The sequence below is a fragment of the Flavobacterium faecale genome, assembly GCF_003076455.1.
In the GTDB taxonomy this organism is placed as follows: Bacteria; Bacteroidota; Bacteroidia; order Flavobacteriales; family Flavobacteriaceae; genus Flavobacterium; species Flavobacterium faecale.
Genome location: NZ_CP020918.1, coordinates 3780742 through 3803264, shown reverse-complemented (window position 1 = coordinate 3803264; position 22523 = coordinate 3780742). Strand labels below are relative to the sequence as shown.

Below are 22523 nucleotides of genomic sequence, written 5' to 3'. Positions count from 1 at the left end.
ATTAAATAATAATTACTTTAGCTACCAAGAATCAGTTTAATAATTAAAATCGAGCGTAAAAGTCACTGACTAACTGCTACAGACACAATAAAAATTTCAATGGCGATTAAAAAATCAGAATTATACAGCTCATTATGGGCAAGTTGCGATGAGTTACGTGGCGGAATGGACGCTTCACAATACAAGGATTACGTACTTACCATGTTGTTTGTAAAGTACATATCCGACAAGGCGAAGAAGGATGATAGCTTTGCAATTGTGGTACCAGCAGCAGCTTCGTTTGATGCTATGGTGCAGTTAATAGGTACAGCTAACATTGGTGATGATATCAATAAAAAAATACTGAATGTCATTAAAGAGGAAAATGGATTAAACGATTTCCCTGACTTCAATGATGAAAATAAATTAGGTAAAGGAAAAGATCTCGTTGATACGGTTTCCAATCTGGTGCGTATATTCAATGATAATAGTTTAGATTTTTCTAAAAACTCTGCCGAAGGCGATGATATATTAGGTGACGCTTATGAGTACTTAATGCGTCATTTTGCCACCGAATCAGGAAAGTCTAAAGGACAGTTCTATACACCTGCAGAGGTTTCTCGCATCCTGGCAAAAGTGATTGGTATTAGTCCAAGCAATGCCACTACCCAAACCACAGCTTATGATCCGACAGCGGGGAGCGGAAGTTTGCTGCTGAAAGTAATGAACGAGGCAGGAAAAGGCATTGATTTATACGGTCAAGAGAAAGAGACGGCTACAGCCAACTTAGCACACATGAACATGATATTGCATGGTGCTGAAACGGCTACGATTGTGGCTGATAATACGCTAACGCGTCCTGCATTTACCGAAAACGGAAAGCTAAAACGTTTTGACTATGTAGTTAGTAACCCACCATTTTCGTTAAAAAGCTGGAGTAATGGTGTAAATATAGAAAGTGATGAATTTGACCGATTTGAATTAGGAGTACCACCCGAAAAGAATGGTGATTATGCTTTCTTATTACACATTTTACAATCTTTAAAATCTACAGGGAAAGCAGCAGTGGTTTTGCCTCACGGTGTTTTGTTTAGAGGAAATGCCGAGGGCGAAATTCGAAAAAATATCTTAAAGAAAGGTTACATCAAAGGTATTATTGGATTACCTGCCAACTTGTTTTACGGTACAGGAATTCCGGCTTGTATTATTATTTTGGACAGAGAAAATGCGGAACACCGTAAAGGAATTTTCATGGTAGATGCCAGTAAAGGTTTTACCAAAGATGGTAACAAAAACCGCTTGCGCGAACAAGACATTCGTAAAATCACCGATGTATTTACTACCCAAGCCGAAGTAGTTAAATTTAGCAGAATGGTACCTATTAGTGAAATTGCCGATGCCAAAAACGATTACAACCTCAATATTCCTCGTTATATAGACACTCAAGAAGCCGAAGATTTACAGAATATCGAAGCCCATTTGCAAGGCGGTATCCCACTAGTAGATGTAGATGCTTTGCAAAATTACTGGAATGTATTTCCAAATTTACGCGACAGCTTATTTCAACCATTACGTAATGGATTTATCGAGGTTACCATTCCTATTACGGACCTGAAAACTACTATTTTCGACCATAGTGAGTTTGTGTCTTTTAATACTGATTTACAAAACACTTTTGACCATTGGATGAGTGAACAGCAAGAACAGTGGGGAAAACTAACTGTAGGATCTCATCCTAAAGAAATTATTGCCCAAGCTGGTGAAACCCTATTGGATTCTTTCGAAAGTAATGCGTTGGTGAATGGCTATGATATGTACCAACACCTAATGCAATATTGGAACGAAACCATGCAAGATGATGTGTACTCGGTAGCCATAGACGGATGGAAAGCGGGTAACGAATACCAACGTTTGGTAGTGAAAGGCAAAAAAGGCAAAGATGGTAAAGTAGCCAAAGACAAAGAAATTGGTGGACTGGCTGGTGTAGAAGGTAGAATGATACCGCCACAATTGTTGATTAAGATATTTTTTACTGCTGAGCAAAATACCATTTCAACACAAGAACAATTGGTAGAAGCCGCCCAAGCACGATTGACCGAACTCGAAGAAGAACATAGCGGCGAAGAAGGCTTGTTTGCTGATTTGGATAAAGTAAATGCAGCCGAAGTAACGAAGTTATTAAAAGAAAAATCAAAAGACAAAACCACAGCCAAAGAAGAACTAGTGATATTAAGGGAATATATCGCCAATGCAGAAGTTATTAAAAAAACCAATGCCGAGATTAAGAAGTTAAACGAAGCCTTGGAAAAAGCCGTCGTTGCCAAATATGCAACTTTACCCGAAGCTATTATTAAAGATGCTATTTTGAATTACAAATGGAAAGCACATCTACAAGCTTGCTTACAGCAGGAACAAGAACGCATTAGCCAAAACCTTACCCAACGCATTAAAACCTTGGTAGAACGTTATACAACGACCTTAATAAGCTTAGATAACCAAGCCAATGAATCAGCCAAAAAAGTAAAGCTACACCTCGAAAAAATGGGATGGAAATGGTAAAAACAGGATACAAGCAAACAGAGATAGGCCTGATTCCTGAGGATTGGGAAGCAGTTATGGTTCGAGATGTTGTGACCATAAATGGTAGAATAGGATTTAGAGGTTATACAATTAAAGATATTGTAAAAGAAGGTTATGGTGCCATATCATTAAGTCCATCAAATATAAAAGATGGAAAAATAAATTATAAAAATTGTACTTACATATCATGGTTTAAATATGAAGAATCACCAGAAATAAAAATACAGAATGGAGATGTAATTTTAGTAAAAACAGGGTCTACTTTTGGAAAATCTGCTTTGGTTAAAAACTTAGTAGAAAAAGCTACATTAAATCCACAGGTTGTTGTATTTAAATCTATGAAAATTAATAACCAATTGTTTTCATACCTGGTTTATGCAAATGATTTTCAAAACCAAATTATTTCAGCTGTTGTGGGTGGTGCAATACCTACTCTTTCACAAGAGCAAATATATAATTTCCAAATCCCACTTCCACCACTTCCAGAACAACAAGCCATAGCCGAAGCATTAAGCGATGCTGATGCTTGGATAGAAAGCTTAGAACAACTCATTGCTAAAAAACGCCTACTCAAACAAGGTGCTATGCAAGAGTTATTGTCACCTAAGAAAGACTGGGAAGTTAGGAAGTTGGGGGATATAATATTATCAAATCAATTAGGTGGAAACTATGCAAATTCAGATTCTTATAATGAATATCCATTAATAAAAATGGGCAATATTCAAAGGGGATCTATTTCTTTAAAAAAAATTGAATATATATCCGGAACAATACCTTCAAAAAAAGATTTGTTACATTTTAATGATTTTTTATTCAATACTAGAAATACTATAGACTTGGTGGGAAAAGTTTCAATTTGGAGAAATGAGTTACCAAAAGCTTATTTCAATTCAAACTTAATGAGAATTACTTTTAAACCAGAATTTATTTCTTCTAATGTATTTATGAATGCAGTATTTAACTCAAAATATCAAATTCAGAAATTAAAAGATATTGCGACAGGAACAACTAGTGTTGCGGCGATTTATACAAGAGATTTATTGGGACTAGAAATTTATATCCCGAATAAAAAGGAACAAACTCGTATAGGTACGATTTTATCAGATATGGATTTGGAGTTAGAAGCGTTGATGCAGCAATTAGAAAAAGCAAGGCAAATAAAGCAAGGAATGATGCAGGAGTTGTTAACGGGGAGAATTAGACTGATATGAGCGAGAAAGGAAGTAAAAAAGCGATGTCAAAACTTGTTAAGTCAATTGGTTTTCATAATATTATAAATGTTTTGCTCAAAAAAGATGGTTTAAGTATAACTTCTAATGATATTTGGATACCTAATAGTGTTTCACCAACAAAAGAAGTAGGTTTAAATGTTTTCTTAAGGTCAAATTTTGACGTGCAAGTAGCAAATGATAGCATTAAATGGTGGCTATACAAAGGTTCTGCTGCCCCCAAATGGGATTTGATTTCCACATGCACAATTAATGGCAAACGAGGCATACTTTTAGTGGAAGCCAAAGCACATAAGGGGGAATTAAAAAATGACAAAAAGAACATAAAGAAAGAAGCAACGACTGATTCAAAAAAGAATCATGAACAAATTGCTTTAGCCATAGCAGAAGCAAATACACATATCAAAGGAGATATAGCAGATATCGCTTTGTCAAGAGATTCATGTTATCAGTTTTCTAATAGAGTAGCACATGCTTGGTGGTTAGCTAATCAAGGAATTCCTGTTGTGTTGTTGTATTTAGGATTTTTAAATTGTGAAGATATGAGTGATAATTACAAGACATTTAAAACTGATAAGGAGTGGGAAGATTGTTTTACAGGCCATACAGAAATAGTTGGTGCAGAAGGTCTTGTTGGTAAAACGATAAATTGTGGTAAAAGTACATTTACATTGATCTGTGATTCGATAAAAATTAAATAAAAATAAGAAATGAAAAATTCAGAACCATTTACAATATTGATTGATTGCTATAGTATAGAATGTGCTAATTTATATGAAGTTGTAAAGAACTTATTTAAATATCCGTGTATTCAAAAAGATCATAATTTACAAAGCTTTGTTTATGCCAGTGCTTTTGGATACATCTGTAGGGAATACCTAAGTAGAATAGAGCAGAAAGATCCGTACGACTGTGACTTGGATCTTTTATTAAATAGTATCGACTATTATGGAGGATCTTTTAAGTCTGAGGATTTTAACACTTTTAAAGAAGGCTTATCTACTGAAACTCTTGCTATCGATCCAAAATTATTTGTAGATCTTGTTTGGGGTGTTCTTAATGATTACAAAAAAATAATTACTAATGATCTAAAAAAGCTACTTCTAACAGATGAAAATATAGAGCGTTTTATGGCTTCTGTTTTAGGGTTTAGTGATGAATACTTTTCCATACAATTAGAGCGAATAGAAGAAGAAGAAGAAGAAGAAGAAGAAGAAGAAATTGATCAGTCAGAAGACATAGATGATATATTAGAATTTATTTAAAATTAACCAAAAAACATTCTAATAAATCAGGTCCTACAATCTTATTGAATAGAATGAGCAATGATGGAAATTTTATTGATTAAGAGAATTACATTACTGAAAAAGAAAGTTACAACAATTGATATTCTGTATTAATTAAATAGAAAACAAATAATGAAAAATTCAGATCCATATAGAATACTGACAAGATACTATAACTCGCAGCCATTTAGAATAGTGATAGAGTACTATGATATAGAATGTGCTAATTTATATGAAGTCGTGAAAAGCTTATTTAAATATCCAGGTATTCAAGAAGATGATACTTTAGAAAGCTTTATTTATGCAAGTGCTTTTGCGTATATCTGTAGAGACTTTCTTAATAGAGAGGAACATAAAGACTTACATGGTAACTTTATATTTTTATTAAATGAAATGAATTATGATGAGGATGATATTAAATTATTAAAACAACGGTTGTCTACTGAAACACTTGGTATCGATCCTAAATTTTACGGGGAATTAATTTGGGCTGTAATTAATGATTATAAAAAAATAATTAATAATGATTTAAAAAAACTACTTAAAACCAACGAAAATATTGAGAATTTTATGGGTTCTACTTTAGGGTTTAATGATATGGATTCTTCAATTCAAATACCGAGTGAAATGTAATAATAGTTGAAATATTGAAATTGCTCAAAAATCATGACAAAAATCTCACAAATAAACCAAGTACTTCAATCTTATTTTGAAAAAAAAAAAGTGTAAAAATCATTCCTGCCAAGGATATGATGCCCTATTTTATATTGGCTGGTGTTTTTACTAAAGATGCTAAAGATGGCTTACCCATCCGTAATGTGTTGAGACGATTAGATAAAAACAACCAATTGCATTTGATTCCTTATGTGTATGCAGAGCGAAAAGAGGTGAATACCAATTGGTTTTTTCAACGTCTTGGTCAAGGCTCAATTGCCAAAATAGAAGCCATTCATCCGAAATTGCAATCAGTAGAAGTTAACAAGTCCAGTAGTAATTCACGTAAGGATAGTGATGAACATTATGTCTTGGATTTGTGTGATGAGGTCTTGCAGATAAAAGGGTTACGACAACATCGGTTTGATTTTTTGTTAGGTGATGCCAATAACCAAGGGCGGAAAGCCAAATTACCTGTTGATATTTATTTCGATGAATTGAATTTGGTTATTGAATACAAAGAACAGCAACACACTAAACCTAACAAACATTTTGACAAACCTGACTTGTTCACCGTAAGTGGTGTTCATCGTGGCCAACAAAGAAAAATATACGACCAACGAAGGTTAGAAGTCTTGCCACAACATGATATAAAAGTCATCGAAATCTCGTATTCTGATTTTAGGTTTGATAAAAAAGATAAGATTTTGAGGGATTACGATAAGGATTTGGCGGTAGTGAAAAAGTTGTTGAAATAACGGCATGGTTTGAAGTAGTTGCCAATTAGTTTTGGATATTGCATAATTAGCAAAAGTAAGGCAAGTTGAACAAGGTGTGCTTTAGTAGATTTCAACTGGGAGTATAAGGTTGGTTTAGGTTTTGAGATTGACTAGGATTTAAAGTTATATAAATGAAAAAATATTATATAGGTTGGGATGTTGGTGCTTGGAATTGTGATAAAAATAAAAGCAGTAAAGATGCAATTGTTATTATTTCACCTGATGATACAATTTTTTATGGTAAACGAAATAATATTAGAGATTGGCTAAATACGGCTACAACTACCAAAGAAATTGTAACATTATTTTTTAATCATTGTGGTTTGGAGTACAAAGATGAAGAAGTTATTCTCGCGATTGATACGCCGTTAGGATTTTCGGAAGCTTTTGTAAAATTGCTAACTAAAGATACTATTGCAGAATCTATAGCTGATTTTTCATCAAATCCGTATTTGTTTAGAAAAACAGAACAGTTTTTATATGAAAAAGGATTTAAACCACTTTCGGCAGTAAACCATATGATTGGAGCGCAAGCTACCAAAGGAATTCATTTTATCTCAAAGTTCGCTCCAATTATAGAAAGCGTTGGCGTAGTGATAAGTCAAGATAAAAAACTAACGGTAATTGAAACGTATCCGAGTGCTAACAAGCAAATTGAAATACCTGTAGAGTTACAATCGGTACATCAAGATATTCAAGACGCTTTTATTTGCGCAGCAATAGCAAGAAAATTTGATAATGATCGGCATTTATTTTATCAACCGCTCAATGAAATTAATGAAAAAGAAGGATGGATTTGGTTTTTGAGATAGTAAGAATTGATTGTGTGGCGACATAGTTTGGCGGGGTTAGGGGTTAAGTTTGTAAAGATTAAGAAAAAATAAAAGGAAATTATATGAGTTATGAAAGTCAACAAATATTACTTCGACCAATAAGTGATATTTTAAGTTACAAATTTTTTGTACCATCTTATCAAAGAGGATACAGATGGACAGCTGTAGAAGTTACCGCATTATTAGACGATCTATTAGAATTTTTAAATGAAAATGAAAATTCAGACAAGAGTGCTTTTTACTGCTTGCAACCACTTATCGTTTTTCAAAAAGATGAAAAGTATCATGTAATTGATGGACAGCAAAGGCTTACAACAATTTATATAATCTTGACATACTTAAAAGATGTTGCGGCTATATTTGGTAAAGGCAAATTTGAATTAAGTTATGAAACAAGACCTGATAGTGAGGAATATCTCAACGATATAGATAAGGAAAAGTCAGATAAAAATGTAGATTATTATCATATTTATACTGCTTATAAAGCTGTTGAAGAATGGTTTTCTAGCAAGGATGGTCTAATTAAGGCAAAGATACTAACGACATTAACATCTTCCAATGATGTAGGGAAAAATGTAAAATTTATTTGGTACGTTATTCAGCCCCATCAAGCAGTTGATGTATTTACTAGGATCAATATTGGGAAAATACCATTGACTAATGCTGAACTAATAAAGGCTTTGTTAGTCAAAGAGAAAAATTTTACAAAAAATGCAGTTGCTAAAAAAATTGCTATAGCAAGTGAATGGGATGAAATTGAAAAAAAATTATCAGATTCAGCTTTTTGGTATTTTCTGTCAGATTCTTACAACTCTAATAAATTTGATAATAAAATTGAATATATTCTAGATATAATCTCAGAGAAAAAAAATGATAGCGAGAAGTTACACACCTTTTTCTATTTTAGCAACTTAATTGAAAGCTATAAGCGGACTTCTCTAGAAGGACAGCATTTTGATATTGATAATATTTGGGCTACGATAAAAGATATGTTTCAAATTCTTGAAGAGTGGTACAGTAATCATCAGCACTATCACTATATCGGTTATCTTTTGTCGACAGGATCAACAATAACAGATGTGCTAAGTATTGCTAAGAACAAGAACAAAGATGTGTTTATAGATGAAATTAAAATTAAAATTAAATCTCAATTTAAAAATGTAGAAATTGATCAATTGACTTTTGATAAGTCTAAAGATAAAAGGGTTATCAAGAAAGTGCTTTTGCTTCATAATATTGAGACGATTCTTAAATCAAAAAAATCTCATGTAAGATTTCCGTTTGATAAATATAAAACAGAAAATTGGGATATCGAACATATTAACCCACAGAACCCATTTGACAAAATTGAGTTTTATAAAGATTGGTGTATTGATTTACTAGAATACATTACCGGCAACAAATTAAAGATTGAAGATTTAGATAGTAGCAAAGAGGAATTTACAGATTTTTATGAGGATTTAACACTTCAATTAGACCCCGAAGAGCTTCATATTCTTGATACTACTATTGATATACTAAATGACGAAATTGATTTTAAGGCAAAAATAGAAGAATTATCATTTACATTATTCAAAAAATATAAAGGGAATGAATCCAATGATAATAATCACATTTCTAATTTAACTTTGCTTGATGCCGTTACAAATAGATCATACGGTAATAGTTTATTTCCAATCAAAAGAAATACAATTATAACGAATGATAGTGCGGGAATCTTTACACCAATCTGTACAAAAAATGTATTTTTAAAATATTACAGTAAAAAACTTTCAGATGTAATGTATTGGAAAGAATCTGACGCGAAGGCTTACTTCGAAAATATTAAATTAATTTTATCCTACTACTTAACAAAATAATATATCATGTCAGAAAATTTAGGAAAAAAATATTCGTTTTGTCAACTTCTTAAGAATAGTGACAGCGCTATAGTGATACCTTTGATCCAACGCGATTACGTTCAAGGGAAAAAGAATAAGAAGGAAGTTCGTCAGGACTTTTTAAAGACATTGTTCGACTATTTCGAGAAAGGACAAAATCAAGATTTGGATTTTGTTTATGGTTATAGTAAGGATAATGAATACATACCTCTTGATGGTCAGCAAAGGTTAACAACTTTGTTTTTACTTCACACATATTTAGCAAGCATAAACGGTAGTGAAAGTCAGAGTGAGTGGGTTGAATTAATTAACAGAGATAATCAATTTAAATTTAGATATGAGGTCAGAAGAAGCTCGACTGAATTTTGTAAAGGATTGGTGAATCAAGGCATTAATTTTGTTGAATTTGAAGAGCGTGAAGATAAAAAAATAGGTTTTGAGAAATATGTTCAAAACCTTCATTGGTATAAACTTTCATGGAATTTAGACGCTACAGTTTGCTCTATGATTAATATGTTGTTTGAAATTCATTTAATGTTCAAAGACAAGCAGCATTACTATGATTTATTGTTTTCAGATGAGAATCCAGTCTTAACATTTCAATTTTTAGATTTAGAAAATTTAAAGCAAGGAGATGAATTATATATAAAAATGAATGCTAGAGGTAAGATGTTGACTTCATTTGAAAATTTTAAAGCAAGATTTGAAGAAAAGATCGGACTTATTTTTAAAGATAATGATGTAAGCAGGACTCTCACATATGATGATGTTGAATTAGAATTAAACACAAAAGAGTACTTCTCATTTAAAATTGATTCAGTATGGAGTAACCTTTTTTGGAATTATAGACACTTGGTTGGTGATCCCAATAATTATGACGATGAAATTTTTAATTTCATTAAAGAAATATTATTATACCATTTTTTTAAAAACAATTCAGATTCTGTAATTTTAGATGAAGTTTTTAAATCTAAATTAGAAACTTTTAACCAGCTTAATGATTTTGAATTAATTAACAAAGGAAGTATAAATTATCTGATTGAAGTTCTTGATGCTTTACAATATGACAATAATGGAATCAAGACGTTTTGTTCAAATAGATATTTTGATGAAGAAAAATTATTTAAATTAATTCTCGAGCGTAAAATTCAAAATCCTGATAGAGTTAAATTTTATGGTTATCTACAATATTTATTGAACAAAGATTTTGAAAAAAGTGGTTTGCAAGATTGGATGAGGGTAGTGGTGAATCTTGTTGAGAATAAGATAATTAATTCGCAAGATATGATTGTAGCCGCTTTTAAGAGTATTGATAATTTGGTTTTACATGCCGATGTTATAATTGAATACTTAATCAAAAATCCAAATATTTCTTTTTTTGAAGTAAATCAGATCACAGAAGAAAAGATTAAAGCTCATATATTAAAAGAAAATCCAGATTACTTACAAGATTTATTTAGCATCGAACAAAGTACATTCCATGCCGGACAAATAGGTTATTTATTGGAGGTCTCTGGTGTATTAGAAAATTGTGACTTCTCAACAAATTCGCTTGTAGACCCTAGTGTTTTAGAAAATCTTTTCCAAAATCTAAAGTCATACAGTCAAAAAGCTATTGCTTTATTTAATTTTCTAGATAGCAATGAAGATTTCCTATTCGAAAGAGGAATGCTAACCTATGGGAACTATTTAATTAAAAAAGGCGACAACCAATATAATTTTAGTTCTAGTAAAAAAGCAGCAAATTATGAAAGGGATTATAGTTGGAAACGAATTCTAAGTTTAGACTTCAAAAACTTAGCTGGAAGTAGTTGGTCGAAAAAAAGGAAATTATTCTACCAATTATTTGATGACTCAGAATTTGATTTCTCTGATGTGAAGAAATCTTTGAAAAACAGAATTCATAGTTATAACCAAGTAGATAAATGGAGATATGATTTTATCAAAGATTCACGTTATATAGAAGCATGCAGACAAGGTTTTATCTTTACTAAAAATAAATTTAAAGATATTCAATTATTAAACGCTTCTCAAATGAATCACTTGAGAGTTGATTATCATGTTTTTAAGTTTTGGAATGAAACGGATTTAAGCAATTTTGAAAAGTTTAGCCATTATCTGGAATATGTAAAAGGTAATTATGAGATTCCATACGTCTCGACCAATGGTATAATGTTGAAAAAGAAGAATTATTCTGTGCAATTTTACAATATGGAAAATAATGATTTCTATGTTAGACTCTATAAGTTTAAGGGCTATAATAGAATTGAAGATTATGATAATGAGCTGAAAAGTTTATTACTTGATTTAGGATTAGTATGGAACGATAATGAATCTCATAAAGGTTTCTCTTTTAATTCTTCAAATTATAAAAATGTAACTTTAAAGTATTTACAAATTTTAACAAGTTTTAATTAAGACATGCTTAACCCAATAGAACGCATCACCCAAAACCGCATCATCAAATTGTTTACAGAACAATTTGATTACACTTACTATGGAAACTGGGAAGAGCGACCTAATAATAGTAATGTAGAACAAGAGTACTTGCGTGCTTTTTTACTGAAACAAGGCTACACAGAAACCTTGATAAACAAAGCCGTAAGTGAAGTTAGTCAATTGGCGAACAGTCACAGTGGTAATTTGTACGATCGTAACAAGAAAATGTACAATTTGTTGCGATATGGTGTAAAAGCGCGTCCAGAGTTGGGGGAACAGTTTGATACTGTTTTTCCTATTGATTGGCACAATTGGGAGAAGAATAACTTTGCTATTGCTGAAGAAGTAACCTTAAATAACACCGAACACAGCAGGCGACCAGATATTGTGTTGTACATCAATGGAATCGCAGTTGGGATATTAGAATTAAAACGAGGAACAGTAGATATAGCCGAGAGTATTCGACAGAACATTTCCAACCAGCAAGGGAAGTTTAGTGAATGGTTTTTCACCACCACTCAAATTGTTCTGGCAGGGAATAATACACAAGGTTTACGTTACGGTACTATTGAAACACCCGAAAAATATTATTTGTCTTGGAAGGAAGATGAGAACGAAAATCATGAATACAAATTAGACAAATACCTGAAAAAGTTATGTGATAAAGAGCGACTGTTAGATATCTTATACAATGGGGTTATTTTTGATGCTGGAATTAAAAAATTACCACGACCACACCAATATTTTTGTTTGAAAGAAGCACAAGACTTTGTCAGACGAAGAGAAGGCGGAATTATATGGCACACACAAGGATCAGGAAAATCGCTGATGATGGTGATGCTAGGAAAATGGATATTAGAAAATATACCTAATTCACGTATTGTAATCATGACAGATCGATCTGAATTGGACGATCAAATAGAACGGGTCTTTAACGATGTTGGCGAAACTGATATTGCCAAAGCCAAATCAGGAAAAGATTTGATGGGGTATTTGCAATCGTCTCGACCAAGATTGATTTGTTCGTTGATTCATAAGTTCGGGAATAAAGGGGAAACGGATTATGATGTATTTCTTAAAGAACTTAAAGATAATCCTATCCAGACACAAGGCGAGATTTTTGTCTTTGTAGATGAATGTCACCGTTCCCAAGGCGGGAAACTGAACGAAATTATGAAAGCAGCATTACACAATGCCGTTTTTATTGGTTTCACTGGTACCCCTTTATTAAAACAAGATAAAAAAACATCACAACATGTTTTTGGTCGCTACATTCATACGTACAAATTCAACGAAGCGGTAATAGATGGAGTAGTTAAAGATTTAATGTATGAAGGACGATCTATTGAACAGAATTTGACGTCTCAGATAAAGGTCGATCAATGGTTTGAGGCAAAAACAGCTGCCTTAAATGATTTCCAGAAAAATGAAATCAAAAAGAAATGGGGTACGATGCAAAATGTACTGAGTTCCAAGAGTAGAATGGAGAAAATTGTTGCAGATATTCTATTGGATTTTAGTACTAAACCAAGGTTAAAACACGAAACAGGAAATGCTATTTTGGTAGCTTCCTCTATTTATGAGGCAGCCAAGTATTATCAATTATTTCTAAATACCGAATTCAAGAATAGGTGTGCGGTGGTAACATCTTATAATCCATTGGCTCGTGATGTGAGCCTCGAAGATACAGGTGCTGATACCGATACGGATAAGGAATTTATTTATAAGGTTTATACTGATTTACTAAAAAATGTTAGTCCAAAAGGAAATAAATCCAAAACGGAAACCTACGAATCGGATGTAAAAGAACAATTCAGAAAAGAACCTGCAAGAATGAAATTACTTATTGTAGTTTCTAAATTGTTGACTGGTTTTGATTCGCCACCTTGTTCCTATATTTACATTGATAAAAAAATGCAAGATCATACCTTGTTTCAAGCCATTTGTCGCGTGAACCGTTTGGATACAGATGATAAAGACTATGGATACATCGTCGATTATATGGAATTATTTGGTAAAGTTACTGATGCCATTGATGTTTATACTTCAGAATTAGACAGTGAAGGATTTACCAACGAGGAAGTATCGATTCAATTAAAAGATCGTATCAAAGTCGCCGCTGATCGATTAGAAGTCGCAATGGAAACGGTCGAAGCAATTTGCGAAAATGTAGAAAGTCCAAAAAACGATTTGAATTATATTCGTTTTTTCTGTGGTAATACTGAGATAGCCGAAGAATTAAAAGGCAATGAATACAAACGAATGGCGTTGTATAAATCCATAGTGGAATACATTCGAGCTTACGCTAACATGGCAGCTGATTTTGAAAATGCGGGTTATGATGCTAAAAGCATCAAACGCTTCAAAGACAAGTTAGAACACTATTTAAGCCTAAGAGAAATAATAAGGATTGCTAGTAATGAAGTGATTGATTTGAAGCAGTACGAAGCAGATATGCGCTTTTTAATCGATACATACATCAGAGCAGAAGAATCAGAGAAAATCACCCCTTTTGATGATATTTCATTGTTAGATTTGATGGAGACGGATATGGACAAAGCAATAGATGCTTTACCTAAATCTATCCGAGGAAATAAAGAAGCTGTTTCTGAGGTCATGGAAAACAATGTTCGTAGCAAGATTGTAGAAGAACACCTTTTAGACCCCAAGTATTTTGAAAAAATGTCACTTTTGTTACAAGAATTGATTGAAGCTAGAAAGAGGGAAATGATTACCTACCAAGAGTACTTGCTTCAAATGGCTGAGCTATCGAAAATGGTTAATAAAGGACAACAGGAAGATATTCCGGAAGCATTGAATTCTAAAGGGAAAGTTGCATTATATCATTTGCTAGAAGACGAGAAACTGGCTATGGTTTGCGATGAAGCTGTACAATATGCTAAGCAAGATGGCTTTAGGGAAAATATGATGAAGCAGCGCAAGGTAAAAAAAGCCATAAATGATATAATTCAAAATGAAGAATTAGCCAATCAAGTATATCACATAATTGAGATACATAAAGACGAATATTAATGAGCATCACTATAGTAAATGTTGGCTCAGTTAGCGTTGAGGTTCAATTTAAACCAATAAAAAACTTGCATTTGAGTGTGCATCCACCCTTCGGGAAAGTGACTGTTTCTTCACCTGATTTCTATGATCTAGAGAAAGTAGCCATCTATTTGGCTACCAAATTGGCGTGGATAAAAAGAGAGCAAAAGAAAATTGCCAGTCAAGATCGTGAAGCCGAGAAATTATACCTTACTAAAGAAAGCCATCAGTTCTTTGGAAAGCGTTACTTGCTACAAATAGAAGAAGCAAAAAGGTCTAAAATCGTATTACAGCATAATAAAATAGTTCTATATGCCGTAAAAGATGCCACAGTAGCGCAGAAACAAAAAACTTTATATGATTTCTACCGTAAAGAACTACGGCTAAAAATAGAAGCATTAGTTAGTCTTCATGCAACTAAAATGCAACTGCCTTATCCTGCTTTTAAAATTCAAAAAATGAAAACGAAGTGGGGAAGTTGTACCACCACGACAAATCGATTGCTTTTTAATATTGAATTAGCAAAAAAGCCTTTGGAATGCATTGAGTACATAGTGGTTCACGAATTGGTTCATTTGCTAGAGCGTAAACACAATAAGAATTTTGTGCTACTCATGGATCGCTTTATGCCAGAATGGAGGGTACAAAAGAAAATTTTGAATGAATTACCACTTTAGACCTGGAACCTAGTTCTTTAACTTAGGTAATGATAACGTAACGTTCTGTGCATTGTTAAAAAAAAAGTAACAGCACTATTATTAGTTAGAATTCAGTTTTTGCAGTTAATTGATTTTAAGGTATATGATGTTAAATGTCAATTTGTATTTTTATATTCTATAGTAATTTTAATTTTACAGATAAATTATCCCTTAACTCCATTTCCAAAAATATTTTTATTGATCACTGATTGGTCGATTTTTCCTTTTACAACCCACGAAATCCCAAAGGCAACCAGCATAATGGTTTCTAACCAAAAGGTAATGTTATACGTTTGAGACCAACTCACATCAATGTTTGTTTTTTCTAATACAAATAGGATTAACAAAATGAGCATGCTGCCCAACATCACTAAACCACAATATTTATAAATAGGATGCGATTTCATTTTACCAAAATCCTCTGGACGTTTTGTCCTTCGAAAATTAACAAACGAGAAAAGAGACAAGAGTAGAAAAAATAGGGCAGCAGCCGCATAATGAATATATCCAGCATTTTCGCTACTGATATACGACCGCATATTGTCTTTGATTTCTTCTGAGCTTGTTGGGAAAATCACGACAATTATAGCGAGTATTCCTGCTAGATTAGCCATGAAATTATCACCGGGTATAAAATGGTACTTGCCATAAGTTGGCCTTGGATATCCTCGATAACAAAAAAGAAATAGCGCCACTGCGCTGAGAGCGCCTGTAAATAGCTCTCCCACCGTAGAATAATAAAAGTGACTGATTGAATATTTTAGATTGGATTGCGGTGCGTATACACCGTTAAACTTAATCCAATAGGTATTGTTAAGAACATTGAACGAATTTAGTAGCGTATTACCCGCCCAAAGTACAAATGGAAGCAATATTCCTATTAACCCAATAGATAATCGTAATTTGAGGTAAGTAACAACATGATTTTGCGGTTGATCAATGTTTGGATTCTTTGTCATACAATTGTTTAAAAATTAAATTGTACAGAGTACGCTAATAATAAGGTAGTCCTTTGATTCAAATGTATGAAATATTTTAGTAAGTTGAAATTGTAATCCTTATTAGCTTTTAGTTGAATTAGTATTTATACTTAAAATTAAGCCTTCAGTTTCCCAATTTTCTGTTTTAGAATTGTTTTGAAGTCTTATAACACCGCACAATAAAACCTAATTATCGGAATCATATCGCAGGTAGCCAAACTGCAAGCAAGTACTTGGAAATCAATCAATATGACGAGGGAAGAGTAGAGTGGGAGTTAAAAGGAAAATAACAATTATTGTGCATTTAATGTCGAGGTGGTATTATCTTGAATCAATTATATAAAAGTAACAAATTCGAAATTTTGATTGTGTAGTGAACAATAATTAGTTACACATTTAACCAAAAAAAAAGCTCCAAATTTTCATTTGGAGCTTTTGTGACCTTGACTGAACAATTTACAAACCATTTTATGCATGATTTGAAGAAGTTAGCTATGTGGAATTCTTTATAAGCTATCAAATTTTAATATAAAGATGATTATTTCCCGTCATGTAACCTATATATAAATCATTGCCGCAGCATTTACATTGGACTCAGGTTATGGGACACCAAATTATGCATGTCCCTTATCAAAGTTGACATCTCCAATCTTTGAAAAATTGAAAATTGATACAACAGAAAAGGATAAATGCTAAACTGAATTATGTACCTATTGAAAAACTTAAGAATCAAACTAATTGTAAAAATTTAGCTTACCTGGTACTTCAGGTTTTATTTGCATGTCTAGTGGCACCTTTTCTTTACGGGTTTTATATAAAATATTTCTATTTCCCACCTTCACACAGAAGCAAAGGCACAACATTATCCTATTCATTTCCTAAACTTGAGATGAAATATTAATATAGTTATTACAATTTATTGTGAAATAAAACATCTGCATTTTTAAATCAGAAAATCAACATAATATTAAATAGTCAGCCTAACCAATAAAACACAAAGTAGAGAAACGGGTATCCGTTTATTTTGAAAAAAATGTTGATTTCACTTTCCGAGTCAAATAATTTGGAGGAGCACGGTGGAACCAAACGCTAGTAGCCTAGCATCTTCCCCATACCAAAGAAAATATAGTTAGATTTAACATTATTACTGTATGGCGCACTATTCCTTCAGTAGAAGCAGTAGAAAAATTTAAAAATTTAAAAACTATTTGCGTTCCAAGCTTTATATTGAGAGCATGGTCAAAAACTACAGCGAAGCTTTAAAATCTTTTCTAATTTTCTTTAGAAAAAAACAGCTGCCGAAATTGATAATGAAGATGTAATTATTTATGACAACGAATACATTTTGAGGTTTAATCTTTAGACTTTATATCAATACCTGATAAGGAACGATATAGAGCTGTTTTTCAAAATTATACATAATTAAAAAATAGAAATAGATAAAATACATCATCCAAAAAGAGCCAAACTATTATCTAATGTATTAAGTAAAGAGGACATCAAATTGATTTTGAATGCGCATAGCAAAATAAAACATAAAATGATGTTGAATATGATTTACAGTTGCTGTTTTTAGCTGTGGAGAATTATTAGCATTAAAACCAGTTTATATCGATTCTAAAAGAAACTTAGTTTTACTCATAAATTCTACGGCTAAAAAAGATAGAATTGTGCCTTTGAGTCCAAAAATATTAGATATGCTTCAAGACTGTTTGATTATATTCAAATAGAAAAATATTTACTGAAAAATCAAACAAAAGGACAGCCTTAAAATGCTGGAAGCTTTTAACTTATACTAAGACAATATTTGTAAAATGTAGAATTACAAAACGCACCACTTTACATTGGCTGAGGTACAGCTTTGCTATACATGTACTAGAGAGGGTAGCAAATATGCACTGCATTCAAGGATGGTTAGACCACAATAGCAGTAAAATCACAGAAATTTATACGCATTTAAGCACTAAAAATTTACAGCAAATAAAAAGTCCATTTGATGATTTGTAAGTTTAAATTTATATATTTGAATTATAAATAAAGCGAACCAAACCTTCGCTTATCCACCCGATTATGGGTGTCTTTGAGAAGGTTTGGTTCGCTTATATACGAGTTGGCAGTAATACTTCCGCAGAGTCATGAATCTATCGCAACTTAAAATAAATAATGAAAAATACTGAAATAAATATAACAGATTTGAAAGAATTTTTAAAACTGAAATTCTCAAAATTAATTCCTGATTTTATATATGAAGGTTTTGGAGATTATGATTCTAATGAAATTGACATTTTATATGAATTAGAAAAATATGGAATTACAAACATTTCTGAATTAGAAAAAATTATTCCAGATAACTATATGGAAGCTGTAACTTGTTTTGACCCCTATAAAACAAGAGTATTATTCTAAATTTCGATTATTAATTATGCGGTTAATTTTTCCAATAAAATTAGATCTTTATCTTGGTTCCATTTTTCCATTGGTGTAATACGTCCTAATAGCCCATGCAGCCTATTATTGTTATAGAAAATCACATACCTTTTTAATATCTGTTCAATTTCTCCAAAAGTTCTATAATCAACCCTTTGGAACACTTCTTTTTTTAGGATTCCATGATAAGCTTCAATATGTGCATTTTCTTCAGGTGTGGCTACATGTGTAAATTCCTGCTGAACACCTATTATACCTAGGTATTCACGAACACTTTTGGCAATAAATTGACTACCATTATCACTTCTAATAACAACGTTTTCAGGGTATTGGTATTCTAAAAATAAATCAGAAAGGAATGTTATTACTTTGTTCTGTTTTATTGAAAAAGAGAAGTAATCTTTTAAAATTCTACGGGTATGAACGTCTATGATTGATAGTAAGTAGGCATTTTTACCTACACTAGGAATCCAAACCATCTTAATATCCATTTCTATACACTGAAACGGCCTAACAGTAATAACCTTTCTATATTTTACAAACTTACGCCCAGAACCACTCCTGTTTATCCTATTTTCGAGTTTTAACAAGCCTTCTTCTTTCATAATTCGGTAAAGCTTTTTGTGATTAATCTTATATCCATCTCGATGTAAGTAAGAAGTCATTAAGCGGTATCCGCAGTCTATAAACTCATGGCTTAAAATCTCTTTAACCGATGCTATAACAGTTTCTTGACTCACCATTCCCTTGAACTTATTATAAGTAAAGACACTAGGCTTATTACCTTTTTTGCCAAGACTTGGCCTTCGGTAATAGCTGCTTTGATTCATACCTAACATACAAATGACTTTGCTTTTACTGATTTTATGTTTGCTACAGATACTATCAACTAAATCTTTCTTGGATCGGACGTCCCAAACTTTTTTTTTAAAAGTTCACGTCCAATTTCTAGTTCAATTTCTTTATTAGCTAATAATTTACGTAGAATTCTGTTCTCTTCCTCTGCTTGCTTTAACTCTTTGCTACGATCGTCATAAGTAACTTTTAAGCCTGCCTCTCCTTGTTTTTCATGCTTCTTCTTCCAACTATACAAACTTCCTGTACTAACACTGTATTTACGACAGGTTTCTACAACGCCTAAATCTTCGCAAGAAGATAAAATTTCCAACTTCTCTTCTAAACTCCATTTCTTGTATTTCATATCTCAAATGTACTATTTGAAATTTAGAATATCACTCTGAACTTATAAGGGGCTAAAATATAACTGAACTAGGAATCAAATTCAATTATTTAGGAACGTTGAGAGTAATACTGATAATAAATGATTACAAAAAATATATTAGTAACTATAATGAATACGAATACAGGAATTTTTGGGAAATAGCTAATATTAAAAGTGTCGAATCTATTTTTAGCTTTTATAACATATCGGTTGACGAAATTACAAATGAAACAAGAGAACGTAATTAGTACTACTGCCAACAGCGGTTTGCAAAAATGGCGAAATATGTGGTAAATTCACGTTTATCTTTCGCAAGAAATTTTATCTTAGCCGAAAATAAACGGTCACGAAGTTCGCCACTTCTGCAAGCCGCGACACGTTAGCAGATATTTTGAAAAAAAACGACGAATTCTATGAAGTTGAAAGACAAACCAACTCACGAAGAAATTTATGAAAAATTGTCTTCTATGTTTAATATAAAATTTAAAGTACAATTAAAAGATAAGTAATGGTTAAAATTTAATGTCGTATTTTATTCCAAAATTAGTCAGGACAAAATTTAATTTTTCTTTGAGGTTTTCGAATGATTTATAAGCATCAAAATCTAACCATTGATATTTTATTCTCCGCCATAGAATTTCAATCAGGTTTAACTCTGGAGAATAAGGTGGCAAAAAGTAAATTAAAACATCTTTTTCTTTCCATTGTTCTATTTTAGCCATAAACTTCTTTGATTTGTGTATGGGAGAATTGTCAAGAATTACAATGGTTTTTTTAATGGTTTGTTCCACAAATCGATTCATAAAACTGATGATTCTATCTGAATTAAAGGTTGTTTCAAGTGTTTCGAAATAGAGTTTATTTTTACGGGTCATTAATCCAACTACATTCTGATATTTACCTTTAGCAGCGGGTAACAAAATTGGATTATCCTTTGTTTGCCAAGCATAAGGCACATTAGGAGAGAGTCCAAAATGACTTTGGTCTCCAAAATATAAATCAATATAACCGCTATCTTCCAAACTCTTTAATGTTTCTATCTGCTCTTGTTTAAATCTAAATTGTTCTTCGTTGCGTTTGCCTTTCAAAGAGAGTCTAGCTCTTTTCCACTTATAGCCCAGTAACTTTTAAAAAATTCTGCAAAGTCTTTTTGCAGATGACAATATTGTGTTGCTCCTCAAAGTAAATTAATACATTTTTTAAATTTCTATTGTGAAGTTCTAATTGCTTGGAAACTTCTTCCGTATAGTCTTTTAAAAGAGTTTTTGCTCCTCTTCCTTCTGATATAGCAAGAGAATCAACCCCAATACTAGCCCAACTATCAAACCAACGTTCAATCGTTCTGCGACTGACTTTAAAAATAGAAGCCAAGTCTTTAATCTTGTGTCTTTGATGTGATAAAACAAGGCATTGACTACGTTTCCTAACAGTATTATTAGGGCTATTTTGGTAAAGGTGCTCTAGTACCAAAACCTCTTCTTCTTTTAGTGTTACATATCTCATAATGAGATAAATATAGTAAATTTTTCATATATTAACAACAAAATACGACATTATTTTATTCTTATTACTTAGTCCAATTGTTTTCGATAATTTTTTGCAAGTAAAGAATGTTGTTTTGGAAAATGAAAATTATGTGATTTTATTTCGAAGCGAGAAAGAAATTTTAAAATTTAAAGACCGAAATGAGTTTATAGATAACTTCATAATTTTTATTGATCTAAAAATAGAAGAATTTAACGCTGAATTTGAAGAATTACAAAATTTTGAAAGAAGGTCAATGGGAATTAAATATGATGAAAATGAAGTTTATATGCGTCACGAAAGTATTGGTCATGGAACTTTTAAATTGAATCAAATTCGCAATAAACTTATAAATCTAAAATAAAAATTTAAAACCAAATTTCAACTATGCTATTTTTATATTTTGACCCAGAAATTTGGGGAACCGTTTCAGATTGGTTTGTGGCAATAGTAACATCAATTACTGCTTATTATTTATATCAAACACTTAAATCTCAAAAAGAAGTTCAAGATACACAAACTAAACTTTTTGAAATAGAAAAAACACGATTTTTAGAAAGTATAAAACCTATTTTAAAGTTTACCCAGCCTACAAAAGAACAACAAATAATTACTGAAGATACAGATAAGTCTATAAACAGCATTATAGTTAGTAATGAATCTAGCAATAATGCTTTAAATGGTTCTATTACTATGTTGTCAGAAACTAAAAATATTGAAATTATTAATCGAAAAGCTTTTGAATATTTTCATTTAAGAAAAAATAGTACTTTAAGGTTAAATTTTATTTTACATGATACAAAAAGTTCAGAAAATCTTTTAATATTATGTTTTAAATATCAAGACATTGCAAACAATAAATACGTTCAATATATAAACTGTGATTTAAAAGCTAATGGATATTCAAGAATATATTATGCGTTTCCTGAAACTGACACTGAAAAATAAAAACATCTGCTAAT

The 22523-nt window shown here is 31.8% G+C and carries 20 protein-coding genes; 15 read left to right on the top strand and 5 right to left on the bottom strand.

What is annotated here, in order from left to right; translation table 11 throughout:
- Nucleotides 1–99: 99 nt before the first annotated feature.
- From FFWV33_RS15950 to FFWV33_RS15900, 11 genes are all read left to right on the top strand, one after another.
- Entirely contained in the window at nucleotides 100–2538 is a 2439-nt protein-coding gene (locus FFWV33_RS15950; protein WP_108741816.1) for a type I restriction-modification system subunit M, read from the top strand.
- The gene (locus tag FFWV33_RS15945; RefSeq protein ID WP_159086056.1) at nucleotides 2532–3770 is read left to right on the top strand and encodes a restriction endonuclease subunit S; all 1239 of its coding nucleotides are present in this window, start codon (nucleotides 2532–2534) and stop codon (nucleotides 3768–3770) included. The genes FFWV33_RS15950 and FFWV33_RS15945 overlap by 7 nt, the downstream gene beginning before the upstream one ends.
- Entirely contained in the window at nucleotides 3767–4489 is a 723-nt protein-coding gene (locus FFWV33_RS15940; RefSeq protein WP_108741814.1) for a hypothetical protein, read from the top strand. The genes FFWV33_RS15945 and FFWV33_RS15940 overlap by 4 nt, the downstream gene beginning before the upstream one ends.
- A 9-nt stretch (nucleotides 4490–4498) precedes the next feature.
- On the top strand, nucleotides 4499–5053 hold the full coding sequence (locus FFWV33_RS15935; RefSeq protein ID WP_108741813.1) for a hypothetical protein: 555 nt from the start codon (nucleotides 4499–4501) through the stop codon (nucleotides 5051–5053).
- Between the two features lie 153 nt (nucleotides 5054–5206).
- A complete protein-coding gene (locus FFWV33_RS15930) occupies nucleotides 5207–5707 on the top strand; it encodes a hypothetical protein (RefSeq protein WP_108741812.1) in 501 nt (166 codons plus the stop codon).
- Nucleotides 5708–5823: 116 nt separating this feature from the next.
- Entirely contained in the window at nucleotides 5824–6486 is a 663-nt protein-coding gene (locus tag FFWV33_RS15925; protein WP_211316273.1) for a hypothetical protein, read from the top strand.
- 152 nt (nucleotides 6487–6638) lie between these two features.
- A complete protein-coding gene (locus FFWV33_RS15920; protein WP_108741811.1) occupies nucleotides 6639–7319 on the top strand; it encodes a hypothetical protein in 681 nt (226 codons plus the stop codon).
- A gap of 83 nt (nucleotides 7320–7402) precedes the next feature.
- Nucleotides 7403–9199: a DUF262 domain-containing protein gene (locus tag FFWV33_RS15915; protein ID WP_108741810.1), complete on the top strand. Its 1797-nt coding sequence runs from the start codon at nucleotides 7403–7405 to the stop codon at nucleotides 9197–9199.
- Nucleotides 9200–9205: 6 nt separating this feature from the next.
- The gene (locus tag FFWV33_RS15910) at nucleotides 9206–11638 is read left to right on the top strand and encodes a DUF262 domain-containing protein (RefSeq protein WP_108741809.1); all 2433 of its coding nucleotides are present in this window, start codon (nucleotides 9206–9208) and stop codon (nucleotides 11636–11638) included.
- Nucleotides 11639–11641: 3 nt separating this feature from the next.
- Nucleotides 11642–14692 (top strand): type I restriction endonuclease subunit R, encoded by a 3051-nt coding sequence (locus FFWV33_RS15905; RefSeq protein ID WP_108741808.1) that lies wholly within the window; start codon nucleotides 11642–11644, stop codon nucleotides 14690–14692.
- Nucleotides 14692–15387: a M48 family metallopeptidase gene (locus tag FFWV33_RS15900; RefSeq protein ID WP_108741807.1), complete on the top strand. Its 696-nt coding sequence runs from the start codon at nucleotides 14692–14694 to the stop codon at nucleotides 15385–15387. The genes FFWV33_RS15905 and FFWV33_RS15900 overlap by 1 nt, the downstream gene beginning before the upstream one ends.
- Before the next feature lie 185 nt (nucleotides 15388–15572).
- On the opposite strand, the gene FFWV33_RS15895 is transcribed toward FFWV33_RS15900, so the two are convergent.
- Entirely contained in the window at nucleotides 15573–16367 is a 795-nt protein-coding gene (locus FFWV33_RS15895) for a hypothetical protein (RefSeq protein ID WP_108741806.1), read from the bottom strand.
- A gap of 1755 nt (nucleotides 16368–18122) precedes the next feature.
- Between FFWV33_RS15895 and FFWV33_RS19790 the strand changes: the two genes are divergently transcribed.
- Both FFWV33_RS19790 and FFWV33_RS15885 read left to right on the top strand, forming a co-directional pair.
- On the top strand, nucleotides 18123–18395 hold the full coding sequence (locus tag FFWV33_RS19790) for a tyrosine-type recombinase/integrase (protein ID WP_108741805.1): 273 nt from the start codon (nucleotides 18123–18125) through the stop codon (nucleotides 18393–18395).
- A 156-nt stretch (nucleotides 18396–18551) separates the two neighbouring features.
- A complete protein-coding gene (locus FFWV33_RS15885; RefSeq protein WP_108741804.1) occupies nucleotides 18552–18794 on the top strand; it encodes a hypothetical protein in 243 nt (80 codons plus the stop codon).
- A 14-nt stretch (nucleotides 18795–18808) separates the two neighbouring features.
- On the opposite strand, the gene FFWV33_RS15880 is transcribed toward FFWV33_RS15885, so the two are convergent.
- From FFWV33_RS15880 to FFWV33_RS15865, 4 genes are all read right to left on the bottom strand, one after another.
- Nucleotides 18809–19654 (bottom strand): IS3 family transposase, encoded by an 846-nt coding sequence (locus tag FFWV33_RS15880; RefSeq protein ID WP_245891521.1) that lies wholly within the window; start codon nucleotides 19652–19654, stop codon nucleotides 18809–18811.
- 50 nt (nucleotides 19655–19704) lie between these two features.
- Nucleotides 19705–20016 (bottom strand): transposase, encoded by a 312-nt coding sequence (locus FFWV33_RS15875; protein ID WP_108739487.1) that lies wholly within the window; start codon nucleotides 20014–20016, stop codon nucleotides 19705–19707.
- Between the two features lie 533 nt (nucleotides 20017–20549).
- Complete coding sequence (locus FFWV33_RS15870) at nucleotides 20550–21125, bottom strand: IS630 family transposase (protein ID WP_159085952.1); 576 nt, start codon at nucleotides 21123–21125, stop codon at nucleotides 20550–20552.
- Between the two features lie 22 nt (nucleotides 21126–21147).
- A complete protein-coding gene (locus tag FFWV33_RS15865) occupies nucleotides 21148–21540 on the bottom strand; it encodes a helix-turn-helix domain-containing protein (protein ID WP_108739144.1) in 393 nt (130 codons plus the stop codon).
- Nucleotides 21541–21655: 115 nt separating this feature from the next.
- On the opposite strand from FFWV33_RS15865, the gene FFWV33_RS15860 reads away from it, so the two are divergent.
- Together FFWV33_RS15860 and FFWV33_RS15855 are read left to right on the top strand one after the other, a co-directional pair.
- Nucleotides 21656–21925 (top strand): hypothetical protein, encoded by a 270-nt coding sequence (locus FFWV33_RS15860; protein ID WP_108741803.1) that lies wholly within the window; start codon nucleotides 21656–21658, stop codon nucleotides 21923–21925.
- Between the two features lie 23 nt (nucleotides 21926–21948).
- Nucleotides 21949–22509, top strand: a complete 561-nt coding sequence (locus FFWV33_RS15855) for a hypothetical protein (protein WP_108741802.1) — start codon at nucleotides 21949–21951, stop codon at nucleotides 22507–22509.
- Nucleotides 22510–22523 lie beyond the last annotated feature (14 nt).

Coding starts and splice junctions, on each gene's coding strand:
- FFWV33_RS15910 (WP_108741809.1), top strand. CDS start 9,206: ATGTCAGAAAATTTAGGAAAAAAATATTCGTTTTGTCAACTTCTTAAG.
- FFWV33_RS15875 (WP_108739487.1), bottom strand. CDS start 20,016: ATGAAATACAAGAAATGGAGTTTAGAAGAGAAGTTGGAAATTTTATCT.
- FFWV33_RS15925 (WP_211316273.1), top strand. CDS start 5,824: ATGATGCCCTATTTTATATTGGCTGGTGTTTTTACTAAAGATGCTAAA.
- FFWV33_RS15895 (WP_108741806.1), bottom strand. CDS start 16,367: ATGACAAAGAATCCAAACATTGATCAACCGCAAAATCATGTTGTTACT.
- FFWV33_RS15865 (WP_108739144.1), bottom strand. CDS start 21,540: ATGAGATATGTAACACTAAAAGAAGAAGAGGTTTTGGTACTAGAGCAC.
- FFWV33_RS15855 (WP_108741802.1), top strand. CDS start 21,949: ATGCTATTTTTATATTTTGACCCAGAAATTTGGGGAACCGTTTCAGAT.
- FFWV33_RS15905 (WP_108741808.1), top strand. CDS start 11,642: ATGCTTAACCCAATAGAACGCATCACCCAAAACCGCATCATCAAATTG.
- FFWV33_RS15920 (WP_108741811.1), top strand. CDS start 6,639: ATGAAAAAATATTATATAGGTTGGGATGTTGGTGCTTGGAATTGTGAT.
- FFWV33_RS15900 (WP_108741807.1), top strand. CDS start 14,692: ATGAGCATCACTATAGTAAATGTTGGCTCAGTTAGCGTTGAGGTTCAA.
- FFWV33_RS15885 (WP_108741804.1), top strand. CDS start 18,552: ATGAAAAATACTGAAATAAATATAACAGATTTGAAAGAATTTTTAAAA.
- FFWV33_RS15915 (WP_108741810.1), top strand. CDS start 7,403: ATGAGTTATGAAAGTCAACAAATATTACTTCGACCAATAAGTGATATT.
- FFWV33_RS15950 (WP_108741816.1), top strand. CDS start 100: ATGGCGATTAAAAAATCAGAATTATACAGCTCATTATGGGCAAGTTGC.
- FFWV33_RS15935 (WP_108741813.1), top strand. CDS start 4,499: ATGAAAAATTCAGAACCATTTACAATATTGATTGATTGCTATAGTATA.
- FFWV33_RS15945 (WP_159086056.1), top strand. CDS start 2,532: ATGGTAAAAACAGGATACAAGCAAACAGAGATAGGCCTGATTCCTGAG.
- FFWV33_RS15880 (WP_245891521.1), bottom strand. CDS start 19,654: ATGTTAGGTATGAATCAAAGCAGCTATTACCGAAGGCCAAGTCTTGGC.
- FFWV33_RS15940 (WP_108741814.1), top strand. CDS start 3,767: ATGAGCGAGAAAGGAAGTAAAAAAGCGATGTCAAAACTTGTTAAGTCA.
- FFWV33_RS15930 (WP_108741812.1), top strand. CDS start 5,207: ATGAAAAATTCAGATCCATATAGAATACTGACAAGATACTATAACTCG.